Raw genomic sequence first — 25,700 nt, forward strand, 5'->3', positions numbered from 1 at the left:
GGCGCACAGGTCCGCGCCGACGTGTCGAGGTGCCCATGACAGCGCGGCGGCGGCCCCGCTGTCAATACCGACCGGTTGGTATGTTGCATCGCACGCGGGCCTACCGACCGGTCGGACTGCTCGCTAAGGTATGCGCACATCGACTGCAACAACAAGCGAAGGACAAGGGGCGAAGCTGTGCGTACAGGTCTGGAAGGTCGTACCGCGCTGGTCACCGGCGCGTCCCGCGGCATCGGCAAGGCCACTGCGGCCGCCCTGGCCGCCGAGGGCTGCAACGTCGTGCTGACCTCCCGGCGGCAGGACGCCCTCGACGCCGTCGCCGAGGAGTTCCGCACGGCGTACCCGAAGGTCGGCTTCCTCGCCAAGGCCGCGCACGTGGGGGAGAAGGACCAGGCCGACGCCTGCGTCGCCGCCGCCGTGGCCGAGTTCGGCTCCGTCGACGTGCTCGTCAACAACGCCGGCACCAACCCCTACTTCGGCCCCATGGTCGACCTCGACGTGTCCCGCGCGGAGAAGACGGTGCAGGTCAACCAGTTGTCCATCGTGCTGTGGACGCAGGCCGCCTGGCACGCCTCGATGGCGGCCAACGGCGGCACGATCGTCAACATCGCCTCCGTCGGCGGCCTGGCCACCGAACCCGGCATCGGCTACTACAACGCCACCAAGGCCGCCGTCATCCACCTGACCCGCCAGTTCGCCGCCGAACTGGCCCCGAAGGTGCGCGTCAACGGCATCGCCCCCGGCATCGTCCGCACCAAGCTCGCCCAGGCCCTCTGGGAGAACAACGAAGACCTGATCAACCAGCACACCCCCCTGGGCCGCATCGGCGAACCCGAGGACATCGCCAGCGCCGTCGTCTTCCTCGCCGGCCAGACCTCCTCCTGGATGACCGGCCAAACCCTCGTCGTCGACGGCGGCTCCCTCATCCGCCACTCCTTCGCCGCCTGAGGCCGTTCTTGCCCGACAGTTTCGGGGAAACCGCACGCATCGAGCCCTCGGTTGCTGCACTTTCCCCGAAACTGCAGCACGAAGATCGGCCCGTGGGTGGGTAGCCTGAGGGCATGGTGGCTGAACTGCGGGTGCTGAATGCCGGGTATGTCGGCGACCGGGTGGCGAGCACGGTGGCGCTGATCAGGGACGGGGACACCGTCGTGATCGTCGACCCGGGAATGGTCGCCGACCGGCAGCAGATCCTCGGGCCCCTGGCCGACCTCGGCGTCGACCCGGAGTCCGTCACTGACGTGATCTTCAGTCACCACCACCCGGACCACACGATCAACGCGGCGCTGTTCCTTAACGCCCGCTACCACGACCACTGGGCGTACTACCTGGACGACCAGTGGGTCAGCCGGGACGCCGAGGGATTCGCGCTCTCCGACGCGATCAGTCTCATCCGTACCCCGGGGCACACCGCCGAGGACATCACGACGCTGGTCGACACCGCCGACGGCCTGGTCGCGCTCACCCACGTGTGGTGGCACGCCGAGGGACCGCCGAAGGACCCGTTCGCCACCGACGCCGTCGCGCTCGCCGCATCCCGCGCGCGCATCCTCGCCCTGAACCCGGTCCTCATCGTCCCCGGCCACGGCCCCGCCTTCACCCCGGACCCGACGACCCCGCGCTGACAACCAGAGCGGGCGCCGTCGGGCTCAGGCTCCGTCGACTTGCCCGGCACCTGCGCGCATGCGTGCTCAAGATACGCACAGGTGCCGGGCAAGTCCGGCGATCAAGGGTGGGACGGTCAGGACGAGTGGCTGCGGTCGTGGTTGCGGACCAGGCGCAGGCGGACCTGCGAGATGCTGCGGCCGTCGATCTCGGTGACCTCGGCGGTGAAGCCCGCGGCCTTGATCGTCTCACCGGGCTTGGTCGGGATGTGGCCGAGCTTGTCCAGCACCAGGCCCGCGACCGTGGTGTAGTCCATCTCGCCGAGGCGGTTCAGGTCGATGCCCAGGTCGGGCAGGTCGTGCAGCGGGAACGAGCCCGGCACCAGGAACACGTCGTCGCCCTCGCGGACCACCGACACCACGTCGCGGTCGGTCTCGTCGTAGATCTCGCCGACGACCTCCTCGACGAGGTCCTCCATCGTGATGATGCCGTCGATGGACCCGTGCTCGTCGACCACCAGGGCGAACTGCTCGCGCTGGTTGCGCAGTTGGCGCATCGCGTCCGACACCGACAGCGTCTCCGGCAGGAAGATCGCCGTACGGGCGCGCTCGCCGACCGGGCCGCCGTCGCCGAGCAGGTCGCGCAGGTGCACGACGCCGACCACCGAGTCCAGGTCGCCGTCGTCGACGACCGGTGCCCGGCTGTGCCCGGTCTCGGCGAGCAGGGCCAGGCCCTCCTCCGCGGACATCTCCGCGGGCAGGGTGATGACCTCGCGCCGGGGGATCAGGATGTCGCGGATGTCACGCTCGCTGATCTCGAACGCCCCGGAGATGATCTCCCGCTGCTCGGCGGTGAAGCTACGCTGGGCCACGACCAGGTCGCGGATCTCCTCGGCGGAGATCTCCTCCCGGCCCGCCCGGGGGTCCACCCCGGCGATGCGGACGATCACGTCGGTGGACTTGCCGAGCAGCCACACGAACGGCCGCGACGCGCTGGCCATCCAGTCCAGCGGCCGCGCGGCGACCAGCGCCCAGCCCTCGGCGCGCTGCATGGCGATGCGCTTGGGGGCCAGCTCGCCCAGCACCAGGGTGAGGAACGTCAGGGCCAGGGTGACCACGATGATCGCGGCGGTCTCCGCGGCCGAGCCGAAGAAGCCGAGCACGGGCACCAGCGGCTGGGCCAGCGACGTCGCCGCGAAGGCTGAGGCCAGGAAGCCGGCCAGGGTGATGCCGATCTGGATGGTGGCCAGGAACCGGTTCGGGTCCCGCGACAGGCGCGCCAGCACCCGGCCGCCGGAGGAGGAGCGTTCAAGCCGCTGGATCTGCGACTCACGCAGGGAGATGAGAGCCATCTCGCTGCCGGAAAGCGCTCCGTTGATCAACATAAGGACAAGCACCAGCAGAACCTGGGTGCCGTAGCCGCCCACGGGCGTTCACTCCTCGACATGTCAAGACAGAACCCATACCGTATCGGGTCTTCCTGAACGCTCCGCACAGGGCGGCGCGGACAAAGCTCCGTTCATGCTGGACAGCGGCATGAACGGAGCTTTGTTCGCGAAAGGCGTCAGTCCTGCTTGACCTCGGACTTGTCGCCCGACCACAGGGTGTGGAACGTGCCGTCGGCGTCGACGCGCTTGTAGGTGTGCGCGCCGAACAGGTCCCGCAGGCCCTGGGTCAGCGCGGCGGGCAGCCGCTCGCGGCGCAGGCCGTCGTAGTAGGCCAGCGAGGAGGAGAACACCGGCGCGGGGATGCCCAGCTGGGCGGCGGTGGCCACCACGCGGCGCCAGGCGGGCACGGCCGCGCCGATCGCCTCGGTGAACTCCGGCGCGAACAGCAGGTTCGCGGGCGGGTTGTCGCCGCGGTACGCCTCGGTGATGGTGCGCAGCAGCGCCGCCCGGATGATGCAGCCGCCCCGCCACAGCGACGCGATGCCGCCCAGGTCGAGATCCCAGCCGTACTCCTTGGACGCCGACACCAGCATGTCCAGGCCCTGGGCGTAGCTGACCAGCTTGGACGCGTACAGCGCCTGGCGCACGTCCTCGACGAACGTGTCCGGCAGGTCGAGCTTGACCTCGTGCCCGGCCAGCACCTGCTGCGCGGTCGGGCGCTGCGCCGACTGCGACGACAGCGCGCGGGCGAACACCGACTCGGCGATGCCGGTCACCGGCGAGCCCAGTTCCAGCGCCGCCTGCACGGTCCAGCCGCCGGTGCCCTTCATGCCCGCCGCGTCGACGAGCACGTCGATGAACGGCTTGCCGGTCTTCGCGTCGACGTGCCCGAGCACCTGCGCGGTGATCTCGATCAGGAACGACGACAGGTCGCCCTTGTTCCACTCGGCGAAGATCTTCGCCTGCTCGCCGGGCTCGATGCCCGCCCCGGAGCGCAGCAGGTCGTACGCCTCACCGATGACCTGCATGTCGGCGTACTCGATGCCGTTGTGGACCATCTTCACGAAGTGGCCCGCGCCGTCGGTGCCCAGCCAGTGGCAGCACGGCTCGCCGTCCACGTGCGCGGAGATCTTCTCCAGCATCGGCCCGAGCGACTCGTAGGACTTCTTCGACCCGCCAGGCATGATCGACGGTCCGTTGAGCGCGCCCTCCTCGCCGCCGGACACGCCGACGCCGACGAAGTGCAGGCCCTTGTCGGCCAGCGCGGCCTCGCGGCGGCGGGTGTCGGTGTAGTGGGAGTTGCCGCCGTCGATGATGATGTCGTCGGCGTCGAGCAGCGGCACCAGCTCGGCGATCACGTCGTCGACCGGCTTGCCGGCCTTGACCATGATCAGTACGCGGCGCGGCTTCTCCAGCGCTCCGACCAGCTCGGCCATCGTCTCGGCCGCGACGAAGTCGCCGTCGCCGCCGTGCTCGGCGATCAGCGCGTCAGTGCGGGCGCGGCTGCGGTTGTGCACCGCCACGGTGTAGCCGTTGCGGGCCAGGTTGCGGGCGAGGTTGGCGCCCATCACCGCCAGCCCGGTGACACCGATCTGTGCTGCCATGGTGTGACTCCTGGTCGTGAAAGCTCGATGTTTGCGGCCGCCCCGGTGCGTCCCTTCCACCTCATACCCCATCACGCCGAGCGCCGCTGCGCACGTCCGGGGCGGCGGTGTCCTAGTGATCGAGAAGTCGTGTCGGGTTCGTGATCGACCATGTGCTCCGCGGCCTCTATCCTCCCCCAAGACGCGACACGGGGAGAGCGTATGAACCGCTTGGTGGCCGCAGGCCTCCGGCTGCTGTTCGGGATCGCGCTGACCGCCGGGCTGCTGGTGTACCTCGGCTACACCAGGGCGCAGGCGCAGGGTCTGGCCATGGGCGTGGACGTGCGGCTGCTGGGCCTGTCCGTGCCGGACCTCGCGTTGCGCGCGGTCGGTTCGGTGCTGCCGATGGTGCTGGTGGTGGCCGTGCTCGGGGTGGCGTGTGTGCTCCTCGACAGGCTGGTGCGCTCGGCTGTGGCCGGGATGGACCAGGCCCGCCGTCGCCGGCTGCGCTGGGCTCCCGCGCTGGCCTCGGTCGTGGCCGTCGCCGTCCCGGGGGCCGTCTACCTGTCCCAGAACCACTGGCTGCCGACGTCGTACGTGCTGTACCCGTGGTTGATCGGGCTGGCCACGCTGCTCGTCGCGTACGCCGTGGTGGTGGGCGGCCTGCTGCGGGGCACGGCGGAGCCGCCGCCGGGCCTGCGGCTGATGACGGCGCTGGCGCTGTGCGGTTGCCTGTTCTGGGCGGCGGGCAATCTCGCCAGGCAGGAGGGCCGGCACCTGGCGAGCGAGTTCTGGAACGGCCGTGGCGTGACCACGGTGACCGTGTTCAGCACCGATCGGCTCTACCTGTCGGGGGTCCAGGTGACCGACCTGGACATGCTGTCGGGGCACCCGCGCGACGGCGGAGCATTCCGCTACCGCTACGAGAACCTGCGGCTGGTGGACCACCTCGGCGGCAGGTACTTCCTGCTCGCCGAGGGGTCGGGACTCATCGTTCTCAGCGAGGCGCGGGGCCTGCGGTTCGAGTTCGTGACCAGCCAGGACTGAGCTGCCGCGTCAGGGGTGCCCGGGCAGGGCGTGGGCCTCGGCGAGCGCATCCTGAACGGTGAGGCGGCGGCCGGTGTCGAACTGTGCCCGGTACACGTCGTCCGGCAGGGTGGCGCGCAGCCCGTCCGTGGTGCGCTGTTCGAGTTCGGCGACCGACGGCCAGGGTGTCAGGCCGATCTGTTCGCGCGCCGCGGCGGCCGACCCGGCGAGGCGAACGGCGAGGTGGTGTTCGCCGTGCTGGACGGCGAGTTCGCTGAGCGCGCCGAGGCAGCGGGTGAGCCCGTCGAGGTGGTCGAGGCGGCGGTAGCCTTGCTCCGCGGCGACCAGGTGCGGGTGCGCCGACACCGGGTCGGTCAGCACCAGGTCGTCCCAGGCGAGTTCGTACTCGGCCTCGGCGTGCAGGTTCGCGTCGTTGAGCGTGTCGGCGATGTCCAGCGTCTCCCGGTGCTGGTCGCGGGCCCGTGCGGGCTGGCCGTCGACGCAGGACAGCAGGCCGTGGTGTGACAGCAGGTAACCCCGTACCAGGGGGTCGTTCGCGCCGCGTGCCAGCTCCTGCGCCTGCTCGAACAGCTGCCCGGCGTGCTGATGCGCGCCGCGTGGCAGGGTGATCGCCCGCGTCGTGAGCAGCAGCGCGAGCCGTCCCGGAGATTCGAGCCGGCGCGCGTGCGGCATCATCTGGTCGATCAGCGCGCCCGCCTGGTCGAAGTCGCCGTCGTTGAGCAGCCGGTTGGCGGTCAGCCACTGCATCGCCAGCCGGTCGCCGTCGGTGCGCAGCCCGCCGGGTGGCAGTGCCTGCAGTTGTTTCCACAGTTCGGCGTTCTGCCGTAGCAGCCCGCAGGCCAGCATCCACAGCCAGGCGTCGCCGAGGGCCCGCACCAGCGGTCCGGACGGCTGCCCGGTGCGGCCGACCCAGGCGAGCACGACCTGGAGGTTGAGCTGCTCGCTGTCGAGCCGCCGCATGAGCAGGTCCTGCGAGCCGGTGCGGGTGTCGGCGGCCTTGAGCACGTCGAGGACGTGGCCGTGCAGGCGGCCGAGGGTGTGGTCCGGGTCGGTCAGCCGGGCGGCGGCGAAGCGGCGGATCGGTTCGAGCAGCTGGAATCCGCGCTCGCCGTCGGTACGGTCGACCGGGCTGACCATGCTGCTGTCCATCAGGGCCGACAGGTCCTCGATCACGTCGGCGCCGTCGGTGGAGCAGACCGCGACGACGCCGTCGACGGTGAAGGGGTCGGCGAACACCGACAGGCGGGTCAGCAGTGCCTGGGCGGAGGCGGGCAGCAGGTCGTAGCTCCACGAGATCGTCCTGCTCATGGTCTGCTGGCGGTCGGGCAGGTCGACCAGTGTGCCCTGCTGTTCGAGGCGTCCGAACAGCTGGGTCAGCATCTGTTCGGGGGTGAGCAGGCGCATCCATGCGGCGGCCAGCTCCAGCGCGAGCGGCAGGCCACCGAGCCGTCGGCACAGCTCGGCCAGCACGGGCGTGTTCTGCTCGGTCAGCGCGAAACCGGGCTGCACGTCGCGGACCCGGTCGACGAACAGGCGCAGTGCGGGTGCCTGGGCCAGCGCGTCGGGCTCGCCGTGCGCGGGCGGCAGCGCGAGCGCCTGGACCGGCCATTCCTGCTCGCCGCGTATCCGCAGCACCACCCGGCTGGTCACCAGGATGTGCAGCAGCGGCGCGTGCTGGAGCAGGTCGGCCACCACGGGTGCGGCGTCGAGGACCTGTTCGAAGTTGTCGAGCACGATGAGCATGTCGCGGTCGGACAGCCGCCGCCGTAGTGCGTCCAGGGCGTTCTCCCTGCCCTGCACCACCAGGTCGAGGGTCTGTGCGATGGTGTCGGGCACGAGCCGGGCGTCGGTGATCGCGGACAGGTCTACGAAGGCCGCGCCGTCGCGCCGGTCCGCGGCGGCGCGCCGCATCGCGGCCAGCGCCAGCCGGGTCTTGCCGATCCCGCCGGTGCCGGTCAGCACCACCAGTCGGCGGTCGCCGGAGTCGAGCAGGCCCACGATCCGGTCGACGTCGTCGTCGCGGCCGACCAGGGCGGTGACCGGCGTCGGCGGGGCGACCCCGGCCGGCGGCTCGTCGCGCGGCGGCCGGTCGAACCTCTCCGCGAGCAGCGTCGCCAGGTCGTTCAGGATCAGTTCGTGCAGTTGCGCGGCGTCGCTGAACTTCTTGTACGCGGACTCGCCGCCGTCCCTGATCCGGTCGATCATCGCGCCGAGGGCGGGCTCGCGGTCCGGTGCCGGTGACCTGACGTAGAGCAGCCGGGGGAGGTGACCGGCCCGCTGGAGCTCGTCCTCCAGGCCGGAGACGGTCATACCCGGCCCGACCCAGCCGTAGCTGTCGCCGTAGATGCCGATGAAGACATCGGACTGGGCGAGGTAGGACCGGTACACCGCCTGCGCGGGATGCGGGCGGGCACCGGACTCGAACATGACCGGGGCAAGGCGCAGCTGCTCGATCGCGGTGCGGGCCGCGTCGCGTTCGGCGGCGAGCTCCACCAGCGTCGAGGACACGAACACGCGCAGCCGCTGATCGGGTGTCCTGATGGTGGTGGACCACTGCGTGCCCGTGTCAGGCATCTGCGTCCCCGTCCCATCCGCCGCGCACGCCTACGGTGCGCCGTCAGCCGGGTGCGGGGCCGTTGGCCGACTCGGGCGCGTACCGCCGGGTGTTTCCACGATACAAGCCGGGGTTGTCGCGACGCGGTGGATCTGTGCAGCTCACAGCCTGATGCGGGCGGCGACCGGCAGGTGGTCGCTGCCGGTGCGGGGCAGTGACCAGACGTGGGTGACGGTCGCGCCACGGGCGAGCACGTGGTCGATACGGGCCAGGGGCGCGGGCGCAGGCCAGCTGAACGCGAAGTCGGACCGGTCGGACGTGAGCTGGGAGGTGACCGGGTCCAGGCCGCGGTCGTCGAGAGTGCCGTTGAGGTCGCCGAGCAGCAGGACCCGCTGCGACGGTTCGGCGGCCAGCGCCGCGCCGAGTTTCTCGGCGCTGCCGTCGCGTCGCGTCGAGCCGAAGCCGTGGGTCCAGCCCAGCCGCAGTGAGGGCAGGTGGGCCACGTACACGGCGACGTCGCCCTGCGGGAGCCGGACCGTGGCGCGCATGCCGCGGCTCCAGTCGTCGACGATGGCGCGTGGCCGGATCTCGACCACCCGCACGTCGCTGACCGGGTACTTCGACCACAGCCCGACGGTGCCCTGGATGGCGGTGTGCGGATACGCCGGGGACAGCGCGGCGCTCCAGTCGGCCAGTGCCTGCTCGGTGACCTCCTCCAGGGCGATGAGGTCCGGGGAGACCGCCGTCAGCGCCCGTACGGTGCCCGCCGGGTCGGGGTTCTCGTCACTGACGTTGTGCTGCACCACGGTCAGGTCGTAGGGGACGTCGGCCGCCGGGGCCGCCACTCCGGCGAACAGGCCGAGCCAGGCGGCCACGGGCAGCGGCAGGGTGACCAGCGCGATGGTCGAGCGGCGCAGCAGCGCGACGCCGAGCAGCGGCGGGACGGCCAGGCCCAGCCACGGCAGGAACGACTCCAGCAGGCTGCCCAGGTGCCCGAGCGTGTTCGGCACGGCGGCGTGCAGCACGAGCAGGCCCGCGACGAGCACTGACAGCGACGCCGTCACCAGGCCACGGGGCGCGGGCACGCGGGTTCGGCGGGGCAGCGACCGGTCTGTCGTGGCGGCCGCGGGGGGCGCCGTCATGGTGTCCACCAGGGTCAGTCTCGCAGGCTCGCGATGTGGCGCATCTTGTTGGTGGCGTCCAGCGCCGCGACCTTGTACGACTCGGCCAGCGTCGGGTAGTTGAACACCGCCTCGACCAGGTAGTCGACGGTGCCGCCGCAGCCCATCACGGACTGGCCGATATGGAGCAGTTCGGTCGCGCCGGTGCCGAACACGTGCACGCCGAGCAGCGTGCGGTCCTCCGGCGACACGAGGATCTTCAGCATGCCGTGGGTGTCGCCGATGATCTGCCCGCGGGCCAGTTCGCGGTAGCGGGACACGCCGACCTCGAACGGCACCCGCTGGTCGGTCAGCTCGTCCTCGGTGCGGCCGACGTAGCTGATCTCGGGGATGGTGTAGATGCCGATCGGCTGCAGCGCCGAGATCGGGCCCAGCGGCTGCCCGCAGGCGTGGTGCGCGGCCAGGCGGCCCTGCTCCATCGAGGTCGCGGCCAGCGCGGGGAAGCCGATGATGTCGCCGACGGCGTAGATGTGCGGCACGGCGGTGCGGAAGTGCTCGTCGACGGTGATCCGGCCGCGGTCGTCGGCGGCCAGCCCGGCGGCCTCCAGGTGCAGCGCGTCGCCCATGCCCTGCCGCCCGGCGGAGTACATGACGGTGTCGGCGGCGATCGTCTTGCCGCTCTCCAGCACCGCGATGGCGCCCTTGGGGTGCTTCTCGACCGCGGCGACGGCCTCGCTGAACCGGAACGTCACGGCCAGGTCGCGCAGGTGGTACTTCAGCGCCTCGACGACCTCCAGGTCGCAGAAGTCGAGCATGCGGCTGCGCCGCTCGACGACGGTGACCTTGGTGCCCAGCGCGGCGAACATCGAGGCGTACTCGATGCCGATGACGCCCGCGCCGACCACGACCATCGAGCGCGGCACGCGGTCGAGTTTGAGGATGCCGTCGGAGTCGATGATCGTCAGGTCGTCGAACTCGACGGTGGCCGGGCGGGCCGGGCGGCTGCCCGCGGCGATGACGATGTGGTCGGCGGTGACCGTGAAGTCGCGGCCGCGTTCGCCGGTCACGTGCACGGTGTGCGCGTCGGTGAACCGGGCGGTGCCCGCGTGCAGCCGGATCCCGTTGCGGGCCAGCTGGCCGCGTACGACGTCGACCTCGCGGCTGATCACGTGCTCGGTGCGCGCGGTCAGGTCGGCGACGGTGATGTCCTCCTTGAGCCGGTAGCTCTGCCCGTAGAGCTCGCGCTGGCTCAGGCCGGTGAGGTAGACGACGGCTTCGCGCAGGGTCTTCGACGGGATGGTCCCGGTGTTGACGCTGACCCCGCCGATCATGTCGCCGCGTTCGACCATGGCGACCCGCCGGCCGAGCTTGGCGGCCGCGATGGCGGCCTTCTGTCCGCCGGGACCCGATCCGATGACGAGAACGTCCACATCACGCATGCCGCATACCTTGGCACGGTTACGTTAACGGCGGGCACCGGCCGAACGGCGGTCCCGCCGCTCGCGACGCCGGCCACCCGTGGATCACAAGGTTGGTATGGTCGCGGCGTGCGCAGGAGTGTGTCGGCGGTCGTGCTCGATCAGTTCCACCACCCGACGCAGGTGATCGTCGGGGGGTTCGCCGCGGCCGCGCTGGCCGGGACGGGGCTGCTGTCGCTGCCGATCGCCACCGAGTCCGGCGAGCCCGCGCGGTTCCTGGACGCGCTGTTCACCGCGACCTCGGCGGTCTGCCTGACCGGCCTGGTGCTGGTCGACAGCGAGACCCACTGGTCGGTCGCGGGTGAGCTGATCATCATGGTGCTGATGCAGGCCGGTGGGCTGGGCATCATGACGATGGCGACGCTGTTCGCGATCGCGCTGTCCGGGCGGCTGGGGCTGCGGGCCAGGATGCTGGTGCAGGCCGAGACCAAGACGCTGCAGATGACCGACCTGCGCCGGGTGGTCCGCAACGTGGTGCTGCTCAGCATGGTCAGCGAGGTGATCCTCGCGGCCGTGCTGGCGGGACGGTTCATGATCGGCTACGGCGAGTCCTTCGGGAGGGCCGTCTACCTGGGGGCCTTCCACGCGATCTCGGCGTTCAACAACGCCGGGTTCGCGCTGTGGCCCGACAGCGTGGTCCGGTTCAACACCGATCCGTGGATCTGCCTGACCCTGGCGGTGGGCGTGATCGTCGGCGGGCTGGGCTTTCCGGTGCTGTTCGAGCTGCGGCACTCGTGGCGGCGGCCGAAACGCTGGTCGGTGCTGACCCGGCTGACCCTGACCCTGAGCGTGGTGCTGCTGGTGATCGGCACCGTCCTGCTGCTGGCCACCGAGGGCCGCAACCCGCGCACCCTGGGCGACATGTCCGGGGCCGACCAGCTGCTCAACGCGTTCTTCGGCGCGGTGATGCCGCGCTCGGGCGGGTTCAACTCCATCGACATCGGGGCGATGTACCCGTCGAGCTGGCTGGCGTACGACGCGCTGATGTTCATCGGCGGCGGCAGCGCGGGCACCGCGGGCGGCATCAAGGTCACCACCTTCGGGCTGCTGGCGTACGTGATCTGGGCCGAGCTGCGCGGGGAGCCGTCGGTCAACGTCGGCCGCCGCCGCATCCCCGAGCAGCTCCAGCGCCAGGCGCTGACCATCGCGCTGGTCGGTGTCGGCACCGTCGCCGCCTCGACGTACCTGCTGCTGGTGCTCAACCCGCACACCCTGGACCAGGTGCTGTTCGAGGTGATCTCGGCGTTCGCGACCGTCGGGGTGTCCACGGGCATCACCGCCGAACTCGACGCGGTCAGCCACGGGCTGCTCGCCATCCTGATGTTCGTGGGCCGGGTCGGCCCGCTGACCCTGGGCACGGCGCTGGCCCTGCGCGCCAGGACCCGCCACTACGAACTACCCGAGGAGCGTCCCCTTGTCGGCTGAGAGCGGCAACGACCCCGTCGTCGTCATCGGGCTGGGCAGGTTCGGCAGCTCGCTGGCCGTGGAGCTGATGCGCCGCGGCACCGAGGTGCTGGCCATCGACCACCGGCCCAAGGTGGTGCAGAGCCTGGCCGGGGAGCTGACCCACGTGGTGGCCGCGGACGCCACCGACATGGAGGCGCTGCGCCAGCTCGGCGTCGCCGAGTTCGGCCGGGCGGTGGTCGCCATCGGCTCGGACCTGGAGGCCAGCATCCTGGCCACGTCGCTGTTGGTGGAGCTGGAGGTGGCCGACATCTGGGCGAAGGCGGTCAGCCGCCAGCACGGCCGCATCCTGGAGCGGATCGGGGCCAAACACATCGTGCTCCCCGAGCACGACATGGGCGAGCGCGTCGCCCACCTGGTCTCGGGCCGGATGCTCGACTACATGGAGATCGACTCCAACTTCGCGCTGGTCAAGACCCGCCCGCCACACGAGTACGTGGGCGTGCCGCTGGGCGAGACCCGGCTGCGCCGCAAACACGGCGTGACCATCGTCTGCGTGAAGACCCAGGGCAGCGAGTTCACCTACGCCGACGCCACCACCGTCCTCCAGTACGGCGACATCATCGTCGTCGCCGGCCCCGTCGACCGCGTCGAGCGCTTCGCCGAACTCCCCTGACCAGCCGCCCCCACTCTGCCGCAACTCTTAACGAGTAGCGGCTTGGTGGGCTGCCCGACGGCGCGACTGGTCAAGAGTTGCGGCGGGTGTGGTTGCGCAAGTTTTCCTCAAGGGTCGGGCGGGGTGGTTTCGCGCGGGCGTAGGGGCCGTCACTGTGGGTAGACCATCCGCACCACGACGTCGACGACGGGAGCTCGCCCATGCGGTCCACCCTCGAACTGCCTCCCGCCGACACCGCGTGTGAGCCCGTCGTACGGCTCGACCGGTCCCGGCTGGCGGACGCGTTCGAGCTGGCCTGTCTGGTGCGGGCGACGTCGCTGACGCCGGACGGGGGAGTGCGGGTGGGCCATCCGCGCCGCCCGGCCACACCGGCCGGGACGGTCGAGTTCAGCGCCGAGCACGCCGCCCGCCGGATGGGGCAGCTGATGCGGGCGCTGGAGCTGCCGTACGCCCACGAGACCGCCGAGGCGGGCCTGCGCCGCCGCTACCTGCTGCACCGGGTCAGCGTGCCGGGCGAGCACCGCGCGGCCTACCTGGAGATCAGCGGCGGCGCCTGGCGGCAGGGCCGGGCCTCGGTGCTGAGCACCGCCCCCGTCGGCGGTTCCGCGCCCGCGCACGCCGAGCGGCTGCGCCTGGCCGGGTCCGCGTGGCGCGGCGTGCTGCTGGCCGCGGGCCGCCACATGCGCAAGCACATCCTCGGCGTACGCGTCATCGACCAGGACCTCGCCGCGATCCTGGTCCGCGGCGCACACCTGCTCGGCGCGCAGGCCGCGCTGTCCCGCCAGGCGGGCAGCCTGCTGGTCAGCGTGCCCGCTCCGTCCGCCCACCGCGTGCTGCACGGCGCGGGCATCCTGCACTGACCGCGTCAAGGGATCAGGCAGTCGCCTCGTCGCGGCGTCCCGTCATGCCGATGAACACGCCTCAGGCCCGAACCCTCCGATCGCATCGGCCGTTCTCGTTCGACCCGAGTGGTGTCAGCCCTCGGCGAAACGCGGAGCGTGAAAGCAAGCCGTCAGGCTAGCCTGACAGCATGACCACCCCTGATGCGCTCGAGCGTGAGCACACCCTGCAGACCGCCGTCACCCGCTACAACGACCTGCGCATGCGCGAGGCGCTCGCCGAACCCGGCCTCACCGCCGAGGAGGCGCTGCAGCTGCTCGCACTCGGTGAGCTGATCATCCGGAAGGCCGGTTACGGCCGGCAGTTGTCGGTGCGCAACGCCCGCAGAGCGGGGGCGTCCTGGGCACAGATCGGCGCGGCGCTGGGCATCGCGCGCCAGTCGGCCTGGGAGGCGCACACCCGCTGGATCAATGACCAGGCCGAGCAGTTCCGCAGCACCGGCGTCTCCGGGTTCGACGCCGAGCAGGCGGCCCAGGCCCGGGACCTGGCGGGCGACGCCGACTGAGCCAGGCCCGCCACCAGGGGCGGTGTGCGGCCCGCGTCGGGTAGGTTCTGCGCCGTGGTCCGTCTGCGAGTGTCGTCGGCCGCCGCGCTGGTCGTGGCGGTCCTGCTCGGCATGGCCGCGTGCACCGAGCCCGCGCCCGAGCCGGTGCGCCTGGAGATCGCCACCGGCAGCCGTACGGGGGTCTACTACGTCTTCGGGCAGGCGTACGCGGAGATCATCAACCGCGAGTTGCCGCACGTGCACGCCGAGGCCCGGGTGACCACGGCTTCGGCCGAGAACGTCGAGCTCGTCGGCGGCGGGCAGATGCAGCTCGGCTTCACCCAGGCCGACATCCTGCCCACCACCGGCAACCAGGTGCGTGCCGTGGCCCGCGTCTACGACGACCTGCTGCACCTGGTGGTGCGCGCCGACGGCCCGGTGCGCCGCCTGGCCGACCTGCGCGGGCGCACCGTGTCGGTCGGCGCGCCCGGCTCGGGCACCGCGATCACCGCGAACCGGCTGCTCGACGTCGCCGACCTGGGCGGCGACCGGGTGAAGATCAGCCAGCTCGGCCTGGACGCCTCGGCCGAGGCGCTCGGCAAGGGGCAGGTCGACGCGTTCTTCTTCTCCGGCGGCCCGCCGGTCAAGGCGGTCGAGCAGCTGATCGACGCGATGCCGATCCGGCTCATCGAACTGGGCGAGTGGACCGAACCCCTGCGGGTGCGCTACAGCGAGGTCTACGTCAGCCGCGACATCCCGTTCTCGGTGTACGGCCTCGACCCGATCAGCACCGTCGCCGACCCGAACTACCTCGTGGTCAGCGAGAACATGCCCGATGACCTGGTCTACGAACTGACCCGACTGCTCATGCAGTACCGCGACGAGCTGGGCGTGGCGCACCCGGCCGCCGGGCGGCTCAACCCGCAGTCGGCCATCGCCACCGCGCCGCTGCCCCTGCATCCGGGCGCGGCCCGCTACTACCAGTCGATCAAGCCATAGCCCGCCGGTGAACCGGCCGGGCGGGCGTTACGCCGGGGTGTCCAGGCCGCGCAGCCAGACGCGGGCGTCCAGGCCGCGCTGTCCGGCGTGGGTCATCGCCAGCCTCCCGCCGGACGCGTCGACCAGCACCGCCGCGATGGTCAGGCCCAGGCCGGAGCCGTCGATGTTCTGCGCGTCCGGGGCTCGCCAGAACCGCTCGGTGGCCTGGTCGAGCTGCGCGTCGGTCATGCCGGGCCCGTCATCGCGGACGTGCACCGCGATGCCGTCGTCGGCCGCGCGCACCTCGACCTCGACCCGCCCGCCGGACCCGCTGAACTTCACCGCGTTGTCGATGAGCGCGTCCAGCGTCTGGTCGAGCGCCGTCGGCACGGCCTGCACCAGCGCCACCGGCAGCCCGACGGTCAGGGTCAGCGTCGTGGCGTGGTGGCGGGCCAGTGGTTCCCACGCCGCGACCCGGGACTCGGCGACCGCGACGGCGTCGATGGTGACCAGCTGGTGGCGTCCCCGTTCGGCGCGGGCGAGGGTGAGCAGCCCGTCGAGGACCGTGGCCAGGCGGTCGGTCTCCTCCAGGGCGAGGCGGTGTTCGCTGCGGCCGTCGTCGTCGGCCAGGCTCGGGCCCAGCTCCTCCACGCGCAGGCGCAGCGCGGTCAGCGGGTTGCGCAGCTGGTGGCTGGCGTGGGCGACGAAGGCGCGCTGCCGTTCCATGGCGTCGGCGACGGCTCCGGCCATGTCGTTGAAGCTGCGGGTGAGCCGCCGCAGTTCGGACGGTCCGGCCTGGTCGGAGATGCGGGTGTTGCCGTCGCCCGCGGCGACCTCGTGGGTCATCGCGTCGAGCACGGTGACCGGGCGCAGCACCCAGTTGGCCAGGCTGCGGGCGGTGAGCACGCAGGCCAGCGCGGCGAGCAGGCCGATGCCGCCCAGGGCCAGCCACCAGAATGTGACCGCGTCGCGGACCCGGTCGGCGGGCGACACGATGATCACCATGCCGAGCACTTCGCCGTTGTCGTTGACGGGCACGGCGACCACTATCGGCTCGCCGGTCCAGGGCAGCACGGACTCGGCGGAGCTGTACTGCTGCCCGGCCAGCGCGGCGCGCACCGCGGCCTCGCCGCGGGCCGGTTCGAGGTGGTAGCTGACCGAGCGGGCGAAGGTGTGCCGGTCGCGGTCGAGCACGGCCGCGCCGATGCCGTAGAGCTCGTCGTAGCGGGCCAGCTCGTCGCGTACGGTGCCGATGGTGTCGGTGCGCAGGCCGGGCCGGGCGAGCGCGGCGAAGCGGGTCGCGTCGGCCAGCCGGTCGGCGCGGACCAGGTCGGATTCGCGGCTGGCCAGGGTCAGCGCCAGCGGGATCTCCAGGGCGAGCAGGACCAGCGTCATGAGAAGCAGGTAGCTGGCGGCCAGGCGTCGGCGCACGGCTACTCGCCGCGCAGCCGGTAGCCGACGCCGCGCACCGACTCGATCAGGCGGGGGTCGCCGAGCTTGCCGCGCAGCGAGCCGACGTGCACCTCGACGGTGTGCCGGGCGACCCAGGTGGTCTGCCAGGCGTCGAGCAGGATGCGGTCGCGGGTGATGACCAGGCCGGGATGCCGGGCCAGCGACAGCAGGATGTCGAACTCCTTGCGGGTCAGCGCGACGTCGGCCCCGTCGACGGTGACGGTGCGGGCGGGCACGTCGATGCGCACCCGCCCGGCGACGATGACCATCAGTTCGGGGGAGGCGTACGACGCCCGGCGCAGCACCGCCTCGATGCGCGCCTGCAGCTCGACCATGGAGAACGGCTTGACCACGTAGTCGTCCGCGCCGACGCGCAGCCCGACCACCCGGTCGCGCTCCTCGCCGCGGGCGGTGACCGCGATGATGCCCAGCTGGGGGCTGCGGGCACGCAGTGCGCGGCACACGTCGAGGCCGTCGCCGTCGGGCAGGGACCGGTCGAGCAGCACCAGGTCGCACGGGGCCGCCGACAGGGCCGCGGTGGCGGTGGCGGCGTGCTCGACGTCGTACCCGCGGCGGGTCAGCGCGGCGCTCATCGCCGTGGCGACGCGCAGGTCGTCCTCGACCAGCAGGATGCGCAACCGGACCTCCCCTCGGTGCCGTGTGGCCTTCGATGATGCGTTACCGCCGCACCCGTGTGCCAGCGGGGCCGCAGTTCATTGACGGATGCCTTGACTTGGATCGGTGCCGGTGGTTGACTCGAAACGTCTTTAAGAAAGTTTCTTAACGATTGATCGGCACCGGGTGCCACCGTGCCGATGCTGGGACGTGCGCCCGACCGGCCGGGGGAGAAGGCCGCCGGGCGCGCCAGGCCGCTGTCCGGGCCCGTCGGTGGGGCGGGACGGCGGCCGTCCCCGGGGACCGTCGCGCGCCGTGCCGCCGCGACGGGCTCCGGATGTGCCGGGCTGCCGGGCGGAGCATGGTGTGTCATGCGCCCGGGAGCCCGGCACCGTCGCGTTCCGCCCGGCCGTGGCGGCGTACGGTTTGCCGGTGACACAGAACCCGATCAGGTACGCGGTCGTCGGGCGCGGCTGGCGTGCGCAGTTCTTCTTCAAACTGGCCGAGCTGATGCCGGAGCGTTTCACGGTGACCGGTGTGATGACCCGCTCGGTGGAGGCCGCCGCCGAGGTGGCCGGCCGCTGGCGGCTGCCCGTCACCCAGGACCTCGGCGACCTGCTGCGCACCGGCGACCCCGAGTACGTCATCACCTCCGTGCCGTGGGGCGTGAACCCCGGCCTGGTCGAGACGCTGGTCGAGCGCACCATGCCGGTGCTGTCGGAGACCCCGCCCGCGCCCGACCTGGACGGGCTGCGCGAGCTGTGGGCGCGGGTCGGCAAGGCCGACAAGGTCCAGGTCGCCGAGCAGTACCTGCTGCTGCCCGACCACGCGGCCCGGCTGGCGGTGCTGCGCTCGGGCGTCATCGGTGAGCGCACCTCGGCGCAGGTGTCGTCCACGCACGGCTACCACGCGGTGTCGATACTGCGCGGCATGCTCGACGTGGGCATGGGCCCGGCGAGCGTGCACGCCCGCACCTTCACCGCGCCGCTGGCCGATCCGATGAGCCCGGCCGGCTGGCGCGACGACGCGACCCCGAAACCGGCCGTGAACACCCTGGCCACCATCGATTTCGGTGGCCGCAGCGGCCTGTACGACTTCACCGACAACCAGTGGTGGAACCAGCTGCGCACCCGGCGCGTCGTGGTCCGGGGCAGCCTCGGTGAACTCGTCGACGATCGGGTCGTGCAGCTGCAGGGCACCCGTACCATCGTCGAGTCGGAGCTGCGCCGCCGCCAGACCGGCCGCGACCTCAACCTCGAAGGCTTCGACCTGGACCACATCAGCTTCGACGGCGCCGTGGTCTACACCAACCCCTACGCGGGTGTACGCCTGTCCGACGAGGAGATCGCCATCGCGACCATCCTGGAGTCGACCGGCCGCTGGACGCGCGGCGAGTCCGAAGCCCCCTACCCCCTCGCCCAGGCCTGCCAGGACCACCTGATCAGCCTCGCCATCGACGAATCCGCCCGCACCGGCCAGACGGTCGAGGTCGGTGCGCAATCCTGGCAGTGAGCGCCCGCAGTTTCGGGGAATCTGCGGGCAACACGCCCTTCGAAGGCGCGGTTTCCCCGAAACAGCAGGCTCAGGCCGGGAACTTCTCGCCGGTGAGGTGGGCGCAGGCGGCCAGGAGGCGGTCCTGGGCGGCGATGTCGTAGGCGGCGGCGTTGGCGCGCAGGTCCTGGCGGCGCTTGAGGTAGCGGCCGCTGAAGCCGACCTCGGCCGGGTCGGCGGTCGCCAGCCAGACCTGCGTCTCCGCGCCGGCGGGCAGCTCGTCGGTGGCGTTCGGGCCGCCCATCCGGGTCTTGATCCAGCCCGGGTCGACGGCGTTGCTCAGCACCGCCGGGAACAGCCGCGCGACCGCGAACGCCAGCAGCACGTCGTGCAGCTTAGAGTCGCTGTAGGCGCGCATCCCGTCCCAGGGCTTGCGCTCGTACTGCAGGTCGTCGAAGTCGGCGTGGCCGGCCGCCTCCAGCCCCGAGGTCAGGTACACCAGCCGCTGCGGTAGCGGCATCAGGGCCGTCAGCAGGTACGGGGCGAGCACGTTGACGGCGAGGATGCGCTCGATGCCGTCCTCGGTGACCTCACGCCGGGCCGCCGAGCCCACCCCGACGTTGTGGATCACGGCGTCGTACGGGCCGTGCTCGTTCGCGGCGGCGGCCAGCGACCGGGTCTGCGCCAGCGACGACACGTCGCCGACCAGCACCGCGGCGGCGCCCGGCAGCGCGTCGCGGGTCTGCGCGGCCCGCTGCTCGTTGCGGGCGTGCAGCACCACCCGGTGCCCGAGCGCCAGCAGCTCGCGTGCCGTCTGCAAGCCGATGCCGTCGGCCGAACCGGTGACCAGGACGCTGCTCATGGCGGGCACCTTCCGATAGTGGATCTCTGTGGCAACCCTAGCTCCGGGTGGGCGCAGCGGCGAATCGCGGACCTTGCGCCGGAGGTCGCGATCGTGTCTGTCCGGGTCGGATGGCAACGGTAACGAACGTAATTCGCATTGCTCCCGGACAATCACTCGAATGGTCGCCAACTTCCGACACATCGACCACGTTCCCGCTGGCCGTCGCTAGATTGACCTTCACTTCCAGTGCTGAGGGAACGCCATGCGCATGCTGCACATCATCGCCACGCCCCGTGGCTCGCAATCGCACTCACTTCGTGTTTCCGAAGCCTTTCTGAAAGGCGTGCGCGAGCAGTCCGGCGACGTCACCGTGGACGTCGTCGACCTGTACGACCACGACCTGCCGGCGTTGACGGGCGACAACATCGAGGCGAAGTACACGCTGATGGTGGGCCGCCCGATCGACCGTGGCCACGCGGAGTCGTGGCAGCAGGTGGAGTCGCTGATCGAGCACTTCGTCTCCGCGGACGCCTACCTCATCACCGCTCCGATGTGGAACTTCGGTGTGCCGTACGCGCTGAAGTACTACATCGACTGCGTCGTGCAGCCCGGCTACCTGTTCCGCTACGACGAGACCGGCCAGGTCGTGCCGATGGTCAACGGCAAGCGCATGGTGTGCGTGACCACCCGCGGGGCCGACTACTCGGCGGGAACGTTCCTGCACCCGTACGACTTCCAGGAGCCGTACCTGCGGGCGATCTTCGGGTTCGTCGGCATCACCGACCTGCAGTTCATCCACGCCCAGCCGATGGACATCACCCCGCACCAGCGCGAGGCGGCGCTGACCGGCGCCGTCGCGCAGGCCCACGAGCTGGGCAAGGGCTTCCTGTCCCGGCCGGTCGGCGCACCGGCCTGAGCCGGTGACGACTCGCCGTCGGCGGGGACCCGTGCTCGCGGCCGGGTCCCCGCCGACGGTGCGCTAGACGCGGGTGAAGCGCACCGCGTCGGCGATGACGTATCCCGTGCCGGTGGTCCACCGGCTCACGCCGACCTTGTCGCCGTCACCGGCGGCCATGCTGAACACGCCGAGTGACACCCACTGGCCGCCGTTGACGCGCTGGTTGACGGTCACCGTCTGGTTGCCGCCGGTGGTGGCGACGATGAACGGGGTCGCCTCGTTGTAGCCGGTGCTGGCTGGATACCAGATCGACACCTCGTAGGACGCGGTCGCCGGGATGTTCACCCGGAACCAGGCCGGGTCGCTGGCCGCGACCGGGTCGGCGAAGCGGTAGTCGGTGCCGTGCCGCTGGGCGGAGAACGCCGAGGTGCCCCAGTTCGCGCTGGCGGTGAACCCGCCGGGGGTGGTGTTGTCCACGACGGCGCTCCACGACGTCGGCGGCGGCTCGGTGACGCTGGTCGACACGTCGAGGTAGTTGCGGTCGATGTTGATCTGCACCCCGCCCCACGTCTCCCGCACGTCCCCGGCGTACTGGTGCAGCCGCTGGTGGTTGGCGTAGTAGGCGGCGTCGCAGTACGGGCCGCCGTCCGTGTTGGCCACCCCGTTCCACCAGGCGATCCACAGGTGGTCCAGGCGCGTGTAGGCGGGGTCGTTGTACGCGCCGCACACGTCGGTGATGCCGGACGAGCCGCTGGAGTACATGCCGGACAGGTAGCCGCGCGCGTGCAGCTGCTGCGTCCAGCCGGACAGGAACGACAGCACGGCGTGCTTGCACGAGGCATTGGACGGATACTGCTCGATGTCGTTGTAGATCGCGCTGCCCGCCGGGATGCCCAGCGCCTGCGCGGCGCTGACCGCGCTGTTGGCGGCCGTCACGCCCTGCGAGCGGGCGGTCGTGGCGTCGGCTGACATCTTCGGCTGCCGGGTGCCGCAGGGGGCCTGGCGGCCCAGCTCGATCGGGATCAGCCGCCAGCCGTTGCTGGTCTGGTTGGTGACCCAGTTCGCGGTCAGGTTCGGCTGCGAGCAGGACCGGCTGCCGCCGCTGATGTAGATGCCGATGGCCCGGTACGGCGAGCTGTTGCGCCACGTGTTCATGGTCGACTGGGACGGCGCGGCACAGGTGTCGAACCCCTTGCCGGTGTACGTGCCCGGCTGCGGCCCGGCCGCCGCCAGCGGTGCCGCCGCCAGCGGTGCCGCCGCAGGCTGCGCCTTCGCGGTGAGCACGACGTCGGCTGACGGCCGGGCGTCGCGCCCGAGGCTCGCCGAGGCGAGGATCCGGCGGACGGCGTCCTCGGTGTCGGGGTTGTGCGCTGCGGTGACCAGCACACCCGCGCCGCGGACCGCGACCTGGATAGCGTCGTCGTGGGACACGGCGCTGTCGGCGACCGCCGTGCCCGGTGCTGTGATGGCGGTCTGCGCGGTGAGCCGGCTCGTGGCGACGGCGTCGAGTGGTTCGATGATCAGCGCGGCGGTGCGCCCGGCCAGGTTCGTCGAGCAGGAGGCCTGGTCGCCGGGGTGTCCGAGGTAGACGGTGGGTCGGTCGAAGCGCACACACGCCCCCGGCTGGGCGGCGAGGTCGACGACCTGCCACGAGGCGGGAACGGTCACGCGATATCCCTGGTAAGCCACGAGCCGGCCGTCAGCCGGGTCGGCGGGCCTCGCCCAGGACGGTGTCGTCATCAGGGACGCACCGGCGACCGCGACGGTTATCGCGGCGGCCAGCACGGCCGGACCTGCTATGACCCTTCTCAAACGAGCCTCCCGGGTGTGAAGGAATTCTCAGCGAGTAGATCGATGTGTGGAGAATTCCTACCACGTATCCACGGGTACCGCTAGATGCGCAAGGGTGTCCACAGTGCATTGTTGTTGGCTGTTGCATTAGTGTGTGGCACACAGTATCGTGTGACGCATGGAAGACGAACTGCTCGCGACACACCTACAGGAACTGCGGCGAGGCACGGTCGTGCTGGCCTGCCTGCTCGTGCTGCACCGGCCGAACTACGGCTACGCCCTGCTCGAGGTGCTGCAGCAGCACGGCTTCACGGTCGACGCCAACACCCTCTACCCGCTGCTGCGCCGGCTGGAGAAGCAGGGGCTGCTCACCAGCGACTGGAACACCGACGAATCGCGACCGCGCAAGTTCTACCGCACCAGCGCCGAGGGCGCCGCGCTCGCCGACACCCTCAGCGACGACTGGAACTCCCTGCACACCGCATTCCGATCCCTGAGAGGCGCATCATGACCACCCTCACCGACCGCTACGTCGAGACGACCCTGCGCCGCCTGCCGCCCCGCCAGCGCCCCGACATCGAGCGCGAGCTGCGCGCGTCCATCGAGGACGCCGTCGAAGCCCGCGTCGCGGGCGGCGAGGACCAGAGCGTGGCCGAGACCGCCGTGCTCACCGAACTCGGCGACCCGGCCCGGCTCGCCGCCGGTTACGCCGACCGTCCCCTCTATCTCATCGGCCCCGCGCTGTTCGTCGACTACACCCGGCTGCTGACCGTGCTGCTCAGCTCGGTCGTGCCGATCGTCGCGGTGATCGCCGCCGTGGTGCGCGTCGTGGACGGCGCGCCCTTCGGCACCGTGCTCGGCAGCGCCATCAGCGCCGCGCTCACCACGGCCGTGCACATCGTCGGCTGGACCACCGCGGTCTTCGCGGTCCTGGAGCGCACCGGAGCCCGATGGAGCCCGGACGAGGGACGGCCGTGGACGCCTGACGCGCTGCCGGCACCGGCGAGCCGCCGCACCCGGCGATCCGAGCTGATCATCGAGAGCGTCGCGACCGTCGCGCTGGCCGCCGTCATCCTGTGGTCACCGTCGCTGAAGCTGAAGCTGGACGGCAGCGGGGAGCCGATCCCGGTGCTCGACCCGTGGCTGTGGGACACCGGCGTCGTGTACGCCCTGGTGGCCTTGGTGTTGGCGAGCCTGTTCCTGACCTTCGCCCGCTACCACGCGGGCTGGCGGCCGGTGCTGGGTGTCGCCGGGGGCCTGGCCCAGGCGGCTCCCGCAGCTCTGCTGGTCTGGCTGGCCGCCCAGGAGCACTTCCTCAACCCCGCGTTCATCGCCGCCACGGGCTGGCCCGAGCAGGCCACCCGCTGGATCACCCCGGCTCTGATCATCACCGGTGCGGTCGGCATCCTGTCGGCCTTGTTCGAGACCATCCGCCACGCCCGCCGCGGCTGAACGTCCTCACCCGCTGAAGCCCAGGCGCTCGCCTGGGCTTCAGTCGTTTCCGCTGCTGGGACCGGCTAGGCCGGCTGGTCGCGCAGCGCCCCGACCAGCCGGGAGAACTCCGGCAGCTGCTCGGCGTCGTGCATCGCCTCGCGCAGCGCCTGATCGTGGGTGGGGCGGGCCTGCTCCAGCAAACTCAGACCGGACTCGGTCACCTCGGTGAAGATGCCCCGGCGGTCGTTCTCGCACAGGTAGCGGCTCAGCAGGCCCTGCTCCTCCAGCCGGGCGACCAGGCGGGTGGTCGCGCTCTGACTCAGCACGACCGCGTCGGCCAGCTGCTGCATCCGCATGTGCCAGCGTTCCTGCCGCGACAGCAGTTCGAGCACCGAGTACTCCACGACGCTGAGCCGGTGTGCGGCCTGCAGCGCGCGTTCGAGCCGCTGCTCGATCCGGGCGTGCAGCCCGGCCAGCGCGCGCCAGTTCTGCGCACACGCCACGACGTCGTCGAGAGCCTGCTCCTGAACCGCCATGCGGCGAGAGTACACCGCTTCAGCCGGTAGCCCGCTGTTGCAATAACCCGCGTCTGCAACTAATCTTCTGCCAAGTTTCCTAACTGATCACTTTGGCGGAAAGAGATCGCATGTCAACGGCCGTGGCACCTGTCGCCAGCACGCCCGCATCCACGCCCACGCCATCGGCGCGGCTGTGGTCGCGGGACTTCACCCTCTACTTCGCCGCCCGCACCGTCTCGCTGCTCGGCGACGCGCTGCTGCCCGTCGCGCTGGCCACCGGGCTGCTCGCAGCCGGATACGGCGCATCCGGCGTCGGCTGGGCGCTGGCGGCGTGGATGGCCCCGATCGCCGTGCTCATCCCCTTCGGCGGCGCGCTCGCCGACAAGTTCGGCGCCCGCCGGATGATGATCGGCGCGGACGCCGTGCGCCTGGTCGTGCAGGGCTGCGCCGCGATGCTGTTCCTGACCGGAGTGCCCACGCTGTGGCAGGTGCTGGTACTGCAGGCGATCAGCGGCGCGGCCACGGCCGTGTTCCAGCCGGGGACGGCAGGACTGACCGTGCAGGTGGCCTCCGACGTGCAGCGTGCCAACGGCGCACTGCGGGTCGCCGAGGCGATGACCGCCCTGCTCGGCCCGGCGCTGGCCGGCCTGCTCGTGGCGATGCTGAACGCCGGGGCGGTGCTCGCCTTCGACGCGGCGACCTTCGCCGTCAGCGGTCTGTGCCTGCTCGCGCTCCGGGTCGCCGCCGTCACAGTGACCACCGGCACGAACATGGCCCGTAGCCTCGTCGAGGGCTGGCGCGAGTTCCGGCAGCGGACCTGGCTGTGGACGGTCATCGCGATCTGGGCCGTGTACGGGCTGCTGGTCTTCGGCCCGGTCGTGCCACTCGGCGCCGCACTGATCGTCGGTGCGCACGGCGCCACGGCGTACGGCATCGTCACGTCGGTCTTCGGCGCGGGCACCATCGCCGGTGGGCTGCTCGGCATGTGGCTGCGCCCACGCCGTCCGCTGGCCGCGGGGGCGACGGCCATGCTGCTGTTCGCGTGCTGCCCGCTGGTGCTCGCTGCCGGTGCCGACCTGCCGCTGCTGTGCCTGGGCCACCTGATCGGCGGCGCGGGCTTCGCGTTCTGGGGCGTGATGTGGGCGACCACCGTGCAGACCCAGATTCCGGCACCGGTCCTCAATCGTGTCTACGCCTACGACGTGGCCGGTTCCATCCTCATCCTGCCGATCGGCAGGGCGCTGGCCGGACCGGTCGCGCTACTGGCCGGGTCCCGCGAGGTGCTCGCCTTCTCGACGGTCTTCGCGCTGCTGGCATGCGGTCTGCTGCTGTCCGCCCCGGCCGTGCGCACGCTGCGGCGGGTCGAGCCCGCGCAAGGTACTGGCAGGTCGGCTCGACCATGACCTGTCAGCTTCGACCTGGAGACCGGCCGTACGGTGG

23 protein-coding genes are annotated in these 25,700 nt (G+C 71.4%); 13 read left to right on the top strand and 10 right to left on the bottom strand.

The genetic code is table 11. The features are described from left to right. Window positions 1-177 precede the first annotated feature (177 nt). Together HAV40_RS09520 and HAV40_RS09525 are read left to right on the top strand one after the other, a co-directional pair. A complete protein-coding gene (locus tag HAV40_RS09520; protein WP_166380501.1) occupies window positions 178-948 on the top strand; it encodes an SDR family oxidoreductase in 771 nt (256 codons plus the stop codon). Between the two features lie 113 nt (window positions 949-1,061). Beyond that, window positions 1,062-1,625 (top strand): MBL fold metallo-hydrolase, encoded by a 564-nt coding sequence (locus tag HAV40_RS09525; protein WP_166380502.1) that lies wholly within the window; start codon window positions 1,062-1,064, stop codon window positions 1,623-1,625. 116 nt (window positions 1,626-1,741) lie between these two features. Here HAV40_RS09525 and HAV40_RS09530 read toward each other — a convergent pair whose 3' ends face one another. Both HAV40_RS09530 and gndA read right to left on the bottom strand, forming a co-directional pair. Further along, window positions 1,742-3,031 carry a hemolysin family protein gene (locus HAV40_RS09530; RefSeq protein ID WP_166380503.1) on the bottom strand — a complete coding sequence of 430 codons (1,290 nt, stop codon included), beginning with the start codon at window positions 3,029-3,031 and terminating at the stop codon, window positions 1,742-1,744. A 137-nt stretch (window positions 3,032-3,168) separates the two neighbouring features. Continuing rightward, a complete protein-coding gene (gene gndA / locus HAV40_RS09535) occupies window positions 3,169-4,596 on the bottom strand; it encodes an NADP-dependent phosphogluconate dehydrogenase (protein ID WP_166380504.1) in 1,428 nt (475 codons plus the stop codon). 201 nt (window positions 4,597-4,797) lie between these two features. Here gndA and HAV40_RS09540 point away from each other — a divergent pair, with 201 nt between their 5' ends. Then, a complete protein-coding gene (locus HAV40_RS09540) occupies window positions 4,798-5,622 on the top strand; it encodes a hypothetical protein (protein ID WP_166380505.1) in 825 nt (274 codons plus the stop codon). 9 nt (window positions 5,623-5,631) lie between these two features. Here the strand turns inward: HAV40_RS09540 and HAV40_RS09545 are convergent, their stop codons facing one another. From HAV40_RS09545 to sthA, 3 genes are all read right to left on the bottom strand, one after another. After that, a complete protein-coding gene (locus tag HAV40_RS09545) occupies window positions 5,632-8,196 on the bottom strand; it encodes an ATP-binding protein (protein WP_166380506.1) in 2,565 nt (854 codons plus the stop codon). A 141-nt stretch (window positions 8,197-8,337) separates the two neighbouring features. After that, window positions 8,338-9,318: an endonuclease/exonuclease/phosphatase family protein gene (locus HAV40_RS09550; protein ID WP_239085678.1), complete on the bottom strand. Its 981-nt coding sequence runs from the start codon at window positions 9,316-9,318 to the stop codon at window positions 8,338-8,340. A gap of 14 nt (window positions 9,319-9,332) precedes the next feature. Then, window positions 9,333-10,736, bottom strand: coding sequence for a Si-specific NAD(P)(+) transhydrogenase (gene sthA, locus HAV40_RS09555; RefSeq protein WP_166380507.1), 1,404 nt, complete (start codon window positions 10,734-10,736; stop codon window positions 9,333-9,335). Window positions 10,737-10,844: 108 nt separating this feature from the next. Between sthA and HAV40_RS09560 the strand changes: the two genes are divergently transcribed. From HAV40_RS09560 to HAV40_RS09580, 5 genes are all read left to right on the top strand, one after another. After that, window positions 10,845-12,200 carry a TrkH family potassium uptake protein gene (locus HAV40_RS09560; RefSeq protein ID WP_239085677.1) on the top strand — a complete coding sequence of 452 codons (1,356 nt, stop codon included), beginning with the start codon at window positions 10,845-10,847 and terminating at the stop codon, window positions 12,198-12,200. Next, complete coding sequence (locus tag HAV40_RS09565; protein WP_239085676.1) at window positions 12,190-12,855, top strand: potassium channel family protein; 666 nt, start codon at window positions 12,190-12,192, stop codon at window positions 12,853-12,855. Before HAV40_RS09560 ends, HAV40_RS09565 begins: the two co-directional genes overlap by 11 nt. A gap of 200 nt (window positions 12,856-13,055) precedes the next feature. Next, entirely contained in the window at window positions 13,056-13,715 is a 660-nt protein-coding gene (locus HAV40_RS09570) for a hypothetical protein (RefSeq protein ID WP_239085675.1), read from the top strand. Window positions 13,716-13,885: 170 nt separating this feature from the next. Further along, window positions 13,886-14,260: a hypothetical protein gene (locus HAV40_RS09575; RefSeq protein WP_166380508.1), complete on the top strand. Its 375-nt coding sequence runs from the start codon at window positions 13,886-13,888 to the stop codon at window positions 14,258-14,260. A 54-nt stretch (window positions 14,261-14,314) separates the two neighbouring features. Then, window positions 14,315-15,238 (top strand): TAXI family TRAP transporter solute-binding subunit, encoded by a 924-nt coding sequence (locus HAV40_RS09580; RefSeq protein WP_409364907.1) that lies wholly within the window; start codon window positions 14,315-14,317, stop codon window positions 15,236-15,238. A gap of 27 nt (window positions 15,239-15,265) precedes the next feature. Here the strand turns inward: HAV40_RS09580 and HAV40_RS09585 are convergent, their stop codons facing one another. Then, window positions 15,266-16,648, bottom strand: a complete 1,383-nt coding sequence (locus tag HAV40_RS09585) for a sensor histidine kinase (RefSeq protein ID WP_166380509.1) — start codon at window positions 16,646-16,648, stop codon at window positions 15,266-15,268. 2 nt (window positions 16,649-16,650) lie between these two features. After that, window positions 16,651-17,307: a response regulator transcription factor gene (locus tag HAV40_RS09590; protein ID WP_166380510.1), complete on the bottom strand. Its 657-nt coding sequence runs from the start codon at window positions 17,305-17,307 to the stop codon at window positions 16,651-16,653. A 409-nt stretch (window positions 17,308-17,716) separates the two neighbouring features. Between HAV40_RS09590 and HAV40_RS09595 the strand changes: the two genes are divergently transcribed. Beyond that, window positions 17,717-18,796, top strand: coding sequence for a Gfo/Idh/MocA family protein (locus HAV40_RS09595; RefSeq protein WP_166380511.1), 1,080 nt, complete (start codon window positions 17,717-17,719; stop codon window positions 18,794-18,796). A gap of 70 nt (window positions 18,797-18,866) precedes the next feature. Here HAV40_RS09595 and HAV40_RS09600 read toward each other — a convergent pair whose 3' ends face one another. Then, window positions 18,867-19,637 (bottom strand): SDR family NAD(P)-dependent oxidoreductase, encoded by a 771-nt coding sequence (locus tag HAV40_RS09600; protein WP_166380512.1) that lies wholly within the window; start codon window positions 19,635-19,637, stop codon window positions 18,867-18,869. A 250-nt stretch (window positions 19,638-19,887) separates the two neighbouring features. On the opposite strand from HAV40_RS09600, the gene HAV40_RS09605 reads away from it, so the two are divergent. After that, entirely contained in the window at window positions 19,888-20,535 is a 648-nt protein-coding gene (locus HAV40_RS09605) for an FMN-dependent NADH-azoreductase (RefSeq protein WP_239085735.1), read from the top strand. A gap of 63 nt (window positions 20,536-20,598) precedes the next feature. Here the strand turns inward: HAV40_RS09605 and HAV40_RS09610 are convergent, their stop codons facing one another. Continuing rightward, window positions 20,599-22,185 (bottom strand): glycoside hydrolase domain-containing protein, encoded by a 1,587-nt coding sequence (locus tag HAV40_RS09610; protein WP_308440983.1) that lies wholly within the window; start codon window positions 22,183-22,185, stop codon window positions 20,599-20,601. Between the two features lie 301 nt (window positions 22,186-22,486). Between HAV40_RS09610 and HAV40_RS09615 the strand changes: the two genes are divergently transcribed. Then, entirely contained in the window at window positions 22,487-22,819 is a 333-nt protein-coding gene (locus HAV40_RS09615; RefSeq protein ID WP_166380514.1) for a PadR family transcriptional regulator, read from the top strand. After that, on the top strand, window positions 22,816-23,760 hold the full coding sequence (locus HAV40_RS09620) for a permease prefix domain 1-containing protein (protein WP_166380515.1): 945 nt from the start codon (window positions 22,816-22,818) through the stop codon (window positions 23,758-23,760). Before HAV40_RS09615 ends, HAV40_RS09620 begins: the two co-directional genes overlap by 4 nt. Window positions 23,761-23,825: 65 nt before the next feature. Here the strand turns inward: HAV40_RS09620 and HAV40_RS09625 are convergent, their stop codons facing one another. After that, window positions 23,826-24,278 (bottom strand): MarR family winged helix-turn-helix transcriptional regulator, encoded by a 453-nt coding sequence (locus HAV40_RS09625; protein WP_166380516.1) that lies wholly within the window; start codon window positions 24,276-24,278, stop codon window positions 23,826-23,828. 110 nt (window positions 24,279-24,388) lie between these two features. Between HAV40_RS09625 and HAV40_RS09630 the strand changes: the two genes are divergently transcribed. Further along, window positions 24,389-25,663, top strand: coding sequence for an MFS transporter (locus HAV40_RS09630; RefSeq protein WP_166380517.1), 1,275 nt, complete (start codon window positions 24,389-24,391; stop codon window positions 25,661-25,663). Window positions 25,664-25,700: the final 37 nt, after the last annotated feature.

It is taken from the genome of Catellatospora methionotrophica, assembly GCF_011297335.1.
In the GTDB taxonomy this organism is placed as follows: domain Bacteria; phylum Actinomycetota; class Actinomycetes; order Mycobacteriales; family Micromonosporaceae; genus Catellatospora; species Catellatospora methionotrophica.

What these genes read in the sequence shown, in the direction of transcription:
- HAV40_RS09525 (WP_166380502.1), top strand. Translation starts at nt 1,062, where the DNA reads ATGGTGGCTGAACTGCGGGTGCTGAATGCCGGGTATGTCGGCGACCGG.
- gndA (WP_166380504.1), bottom strand. Translation starts at nt 4,596, where the DNA reads ATGGCAGCACAGATCGGTGTCACCGGGCTGGCGGTGATGGGCGCCAAC.
- HAV40_RS09540 (WP_166380505.1), top strand. Translation starts at nt 4,798, where the DNA reads ATGAACCGCTTGGTGGCCGCAGGCCTCCGGCTGCTGTTCGGGATCGCG.
- HAV40_RS09545 (WP_166380506.1), bottom strand. Translation starts at nt 8,196, where the DNA reads ATGCCTGACACGGGCACGCAGTGGTCCACCACCATCAGGACACCCGAT.
- HAV40_RS09550 (WP_239085678.1), bottom strand. Translation starts at nt 9,318, where the DNA reads ATGACGGCGCCCCCCGCGGCCGCCACGACAGACCGGTCGCTGCCCCGC.
- sthA (WP_166380507.1), bottom strand. Translation starts at nt 10,736, where the DNA reads ATGCGTGATGTGGACGTTCTCGTCATCGGATCGGGTCCCGGCGGACAG.
- HAV40_RS09570 (WP_239085675.1), top strand. Translation starts at nt 13,056, where the DNA reads ATGCGGTCCACCCTCGAACTGCCTCCCGCCGACACCGCGTGTGAGCCC.
- HAV40_RS09575 (WP_166380508.1), top strand. Translation starts at nt 13,886, where the DNA reads ATGACCACCCCTGATGCGCTCGAGCGTGAGCACACCCTGCAGACCGCC.
- HAV40_RS09600 (WP_166380512.1), bottom strand. Translation starts at nt 19,637, where the DNA reads ATGAGCAGCGTCCTGGTCACCGGTTCGGCCGACGGCATCGGCTTGCAG.
- HAV40_RS09605 (WP_239085735.1), top strand. Translation starts at nt 19,888, where the DNA reads ATGCTGCACATCATCGCCACGCCCCGTGGCTCGCAATCGCACTCACTT.
- HAV40_RS09615 (WP_166380514.1), top strand. Translation starts at nt 22,487, where the DNA reads ATGGAAGACGAACTGCTCGCGACACACCTACAGGAACTGCGGCGAGGC.
- HAV40_RS09620 (WP_166380515.1), top strand. Translation starts at nt 22,816, where the DNA reads ATGACCACCCTCACCGACCGCTACGTCGAGACGACCCTGCGCCGCCTG.
- HAV40_RS09625 (WP_166380516.1), bottom strand. Translation starts at nt 24,278, where the DNA reads ATGGCGGTTCAGGAGCAGGCTCTCGACGACGTCGTGGCGTGTGCGCAG.
- HAV40_RS09630 (WP_166380517.1), top strand. Translation starts at nt 24,389, where the DNA reads ATGTCAACGGCCGTGGCACCTGTCGCCAGCACGCCCGCATCCACGCCC.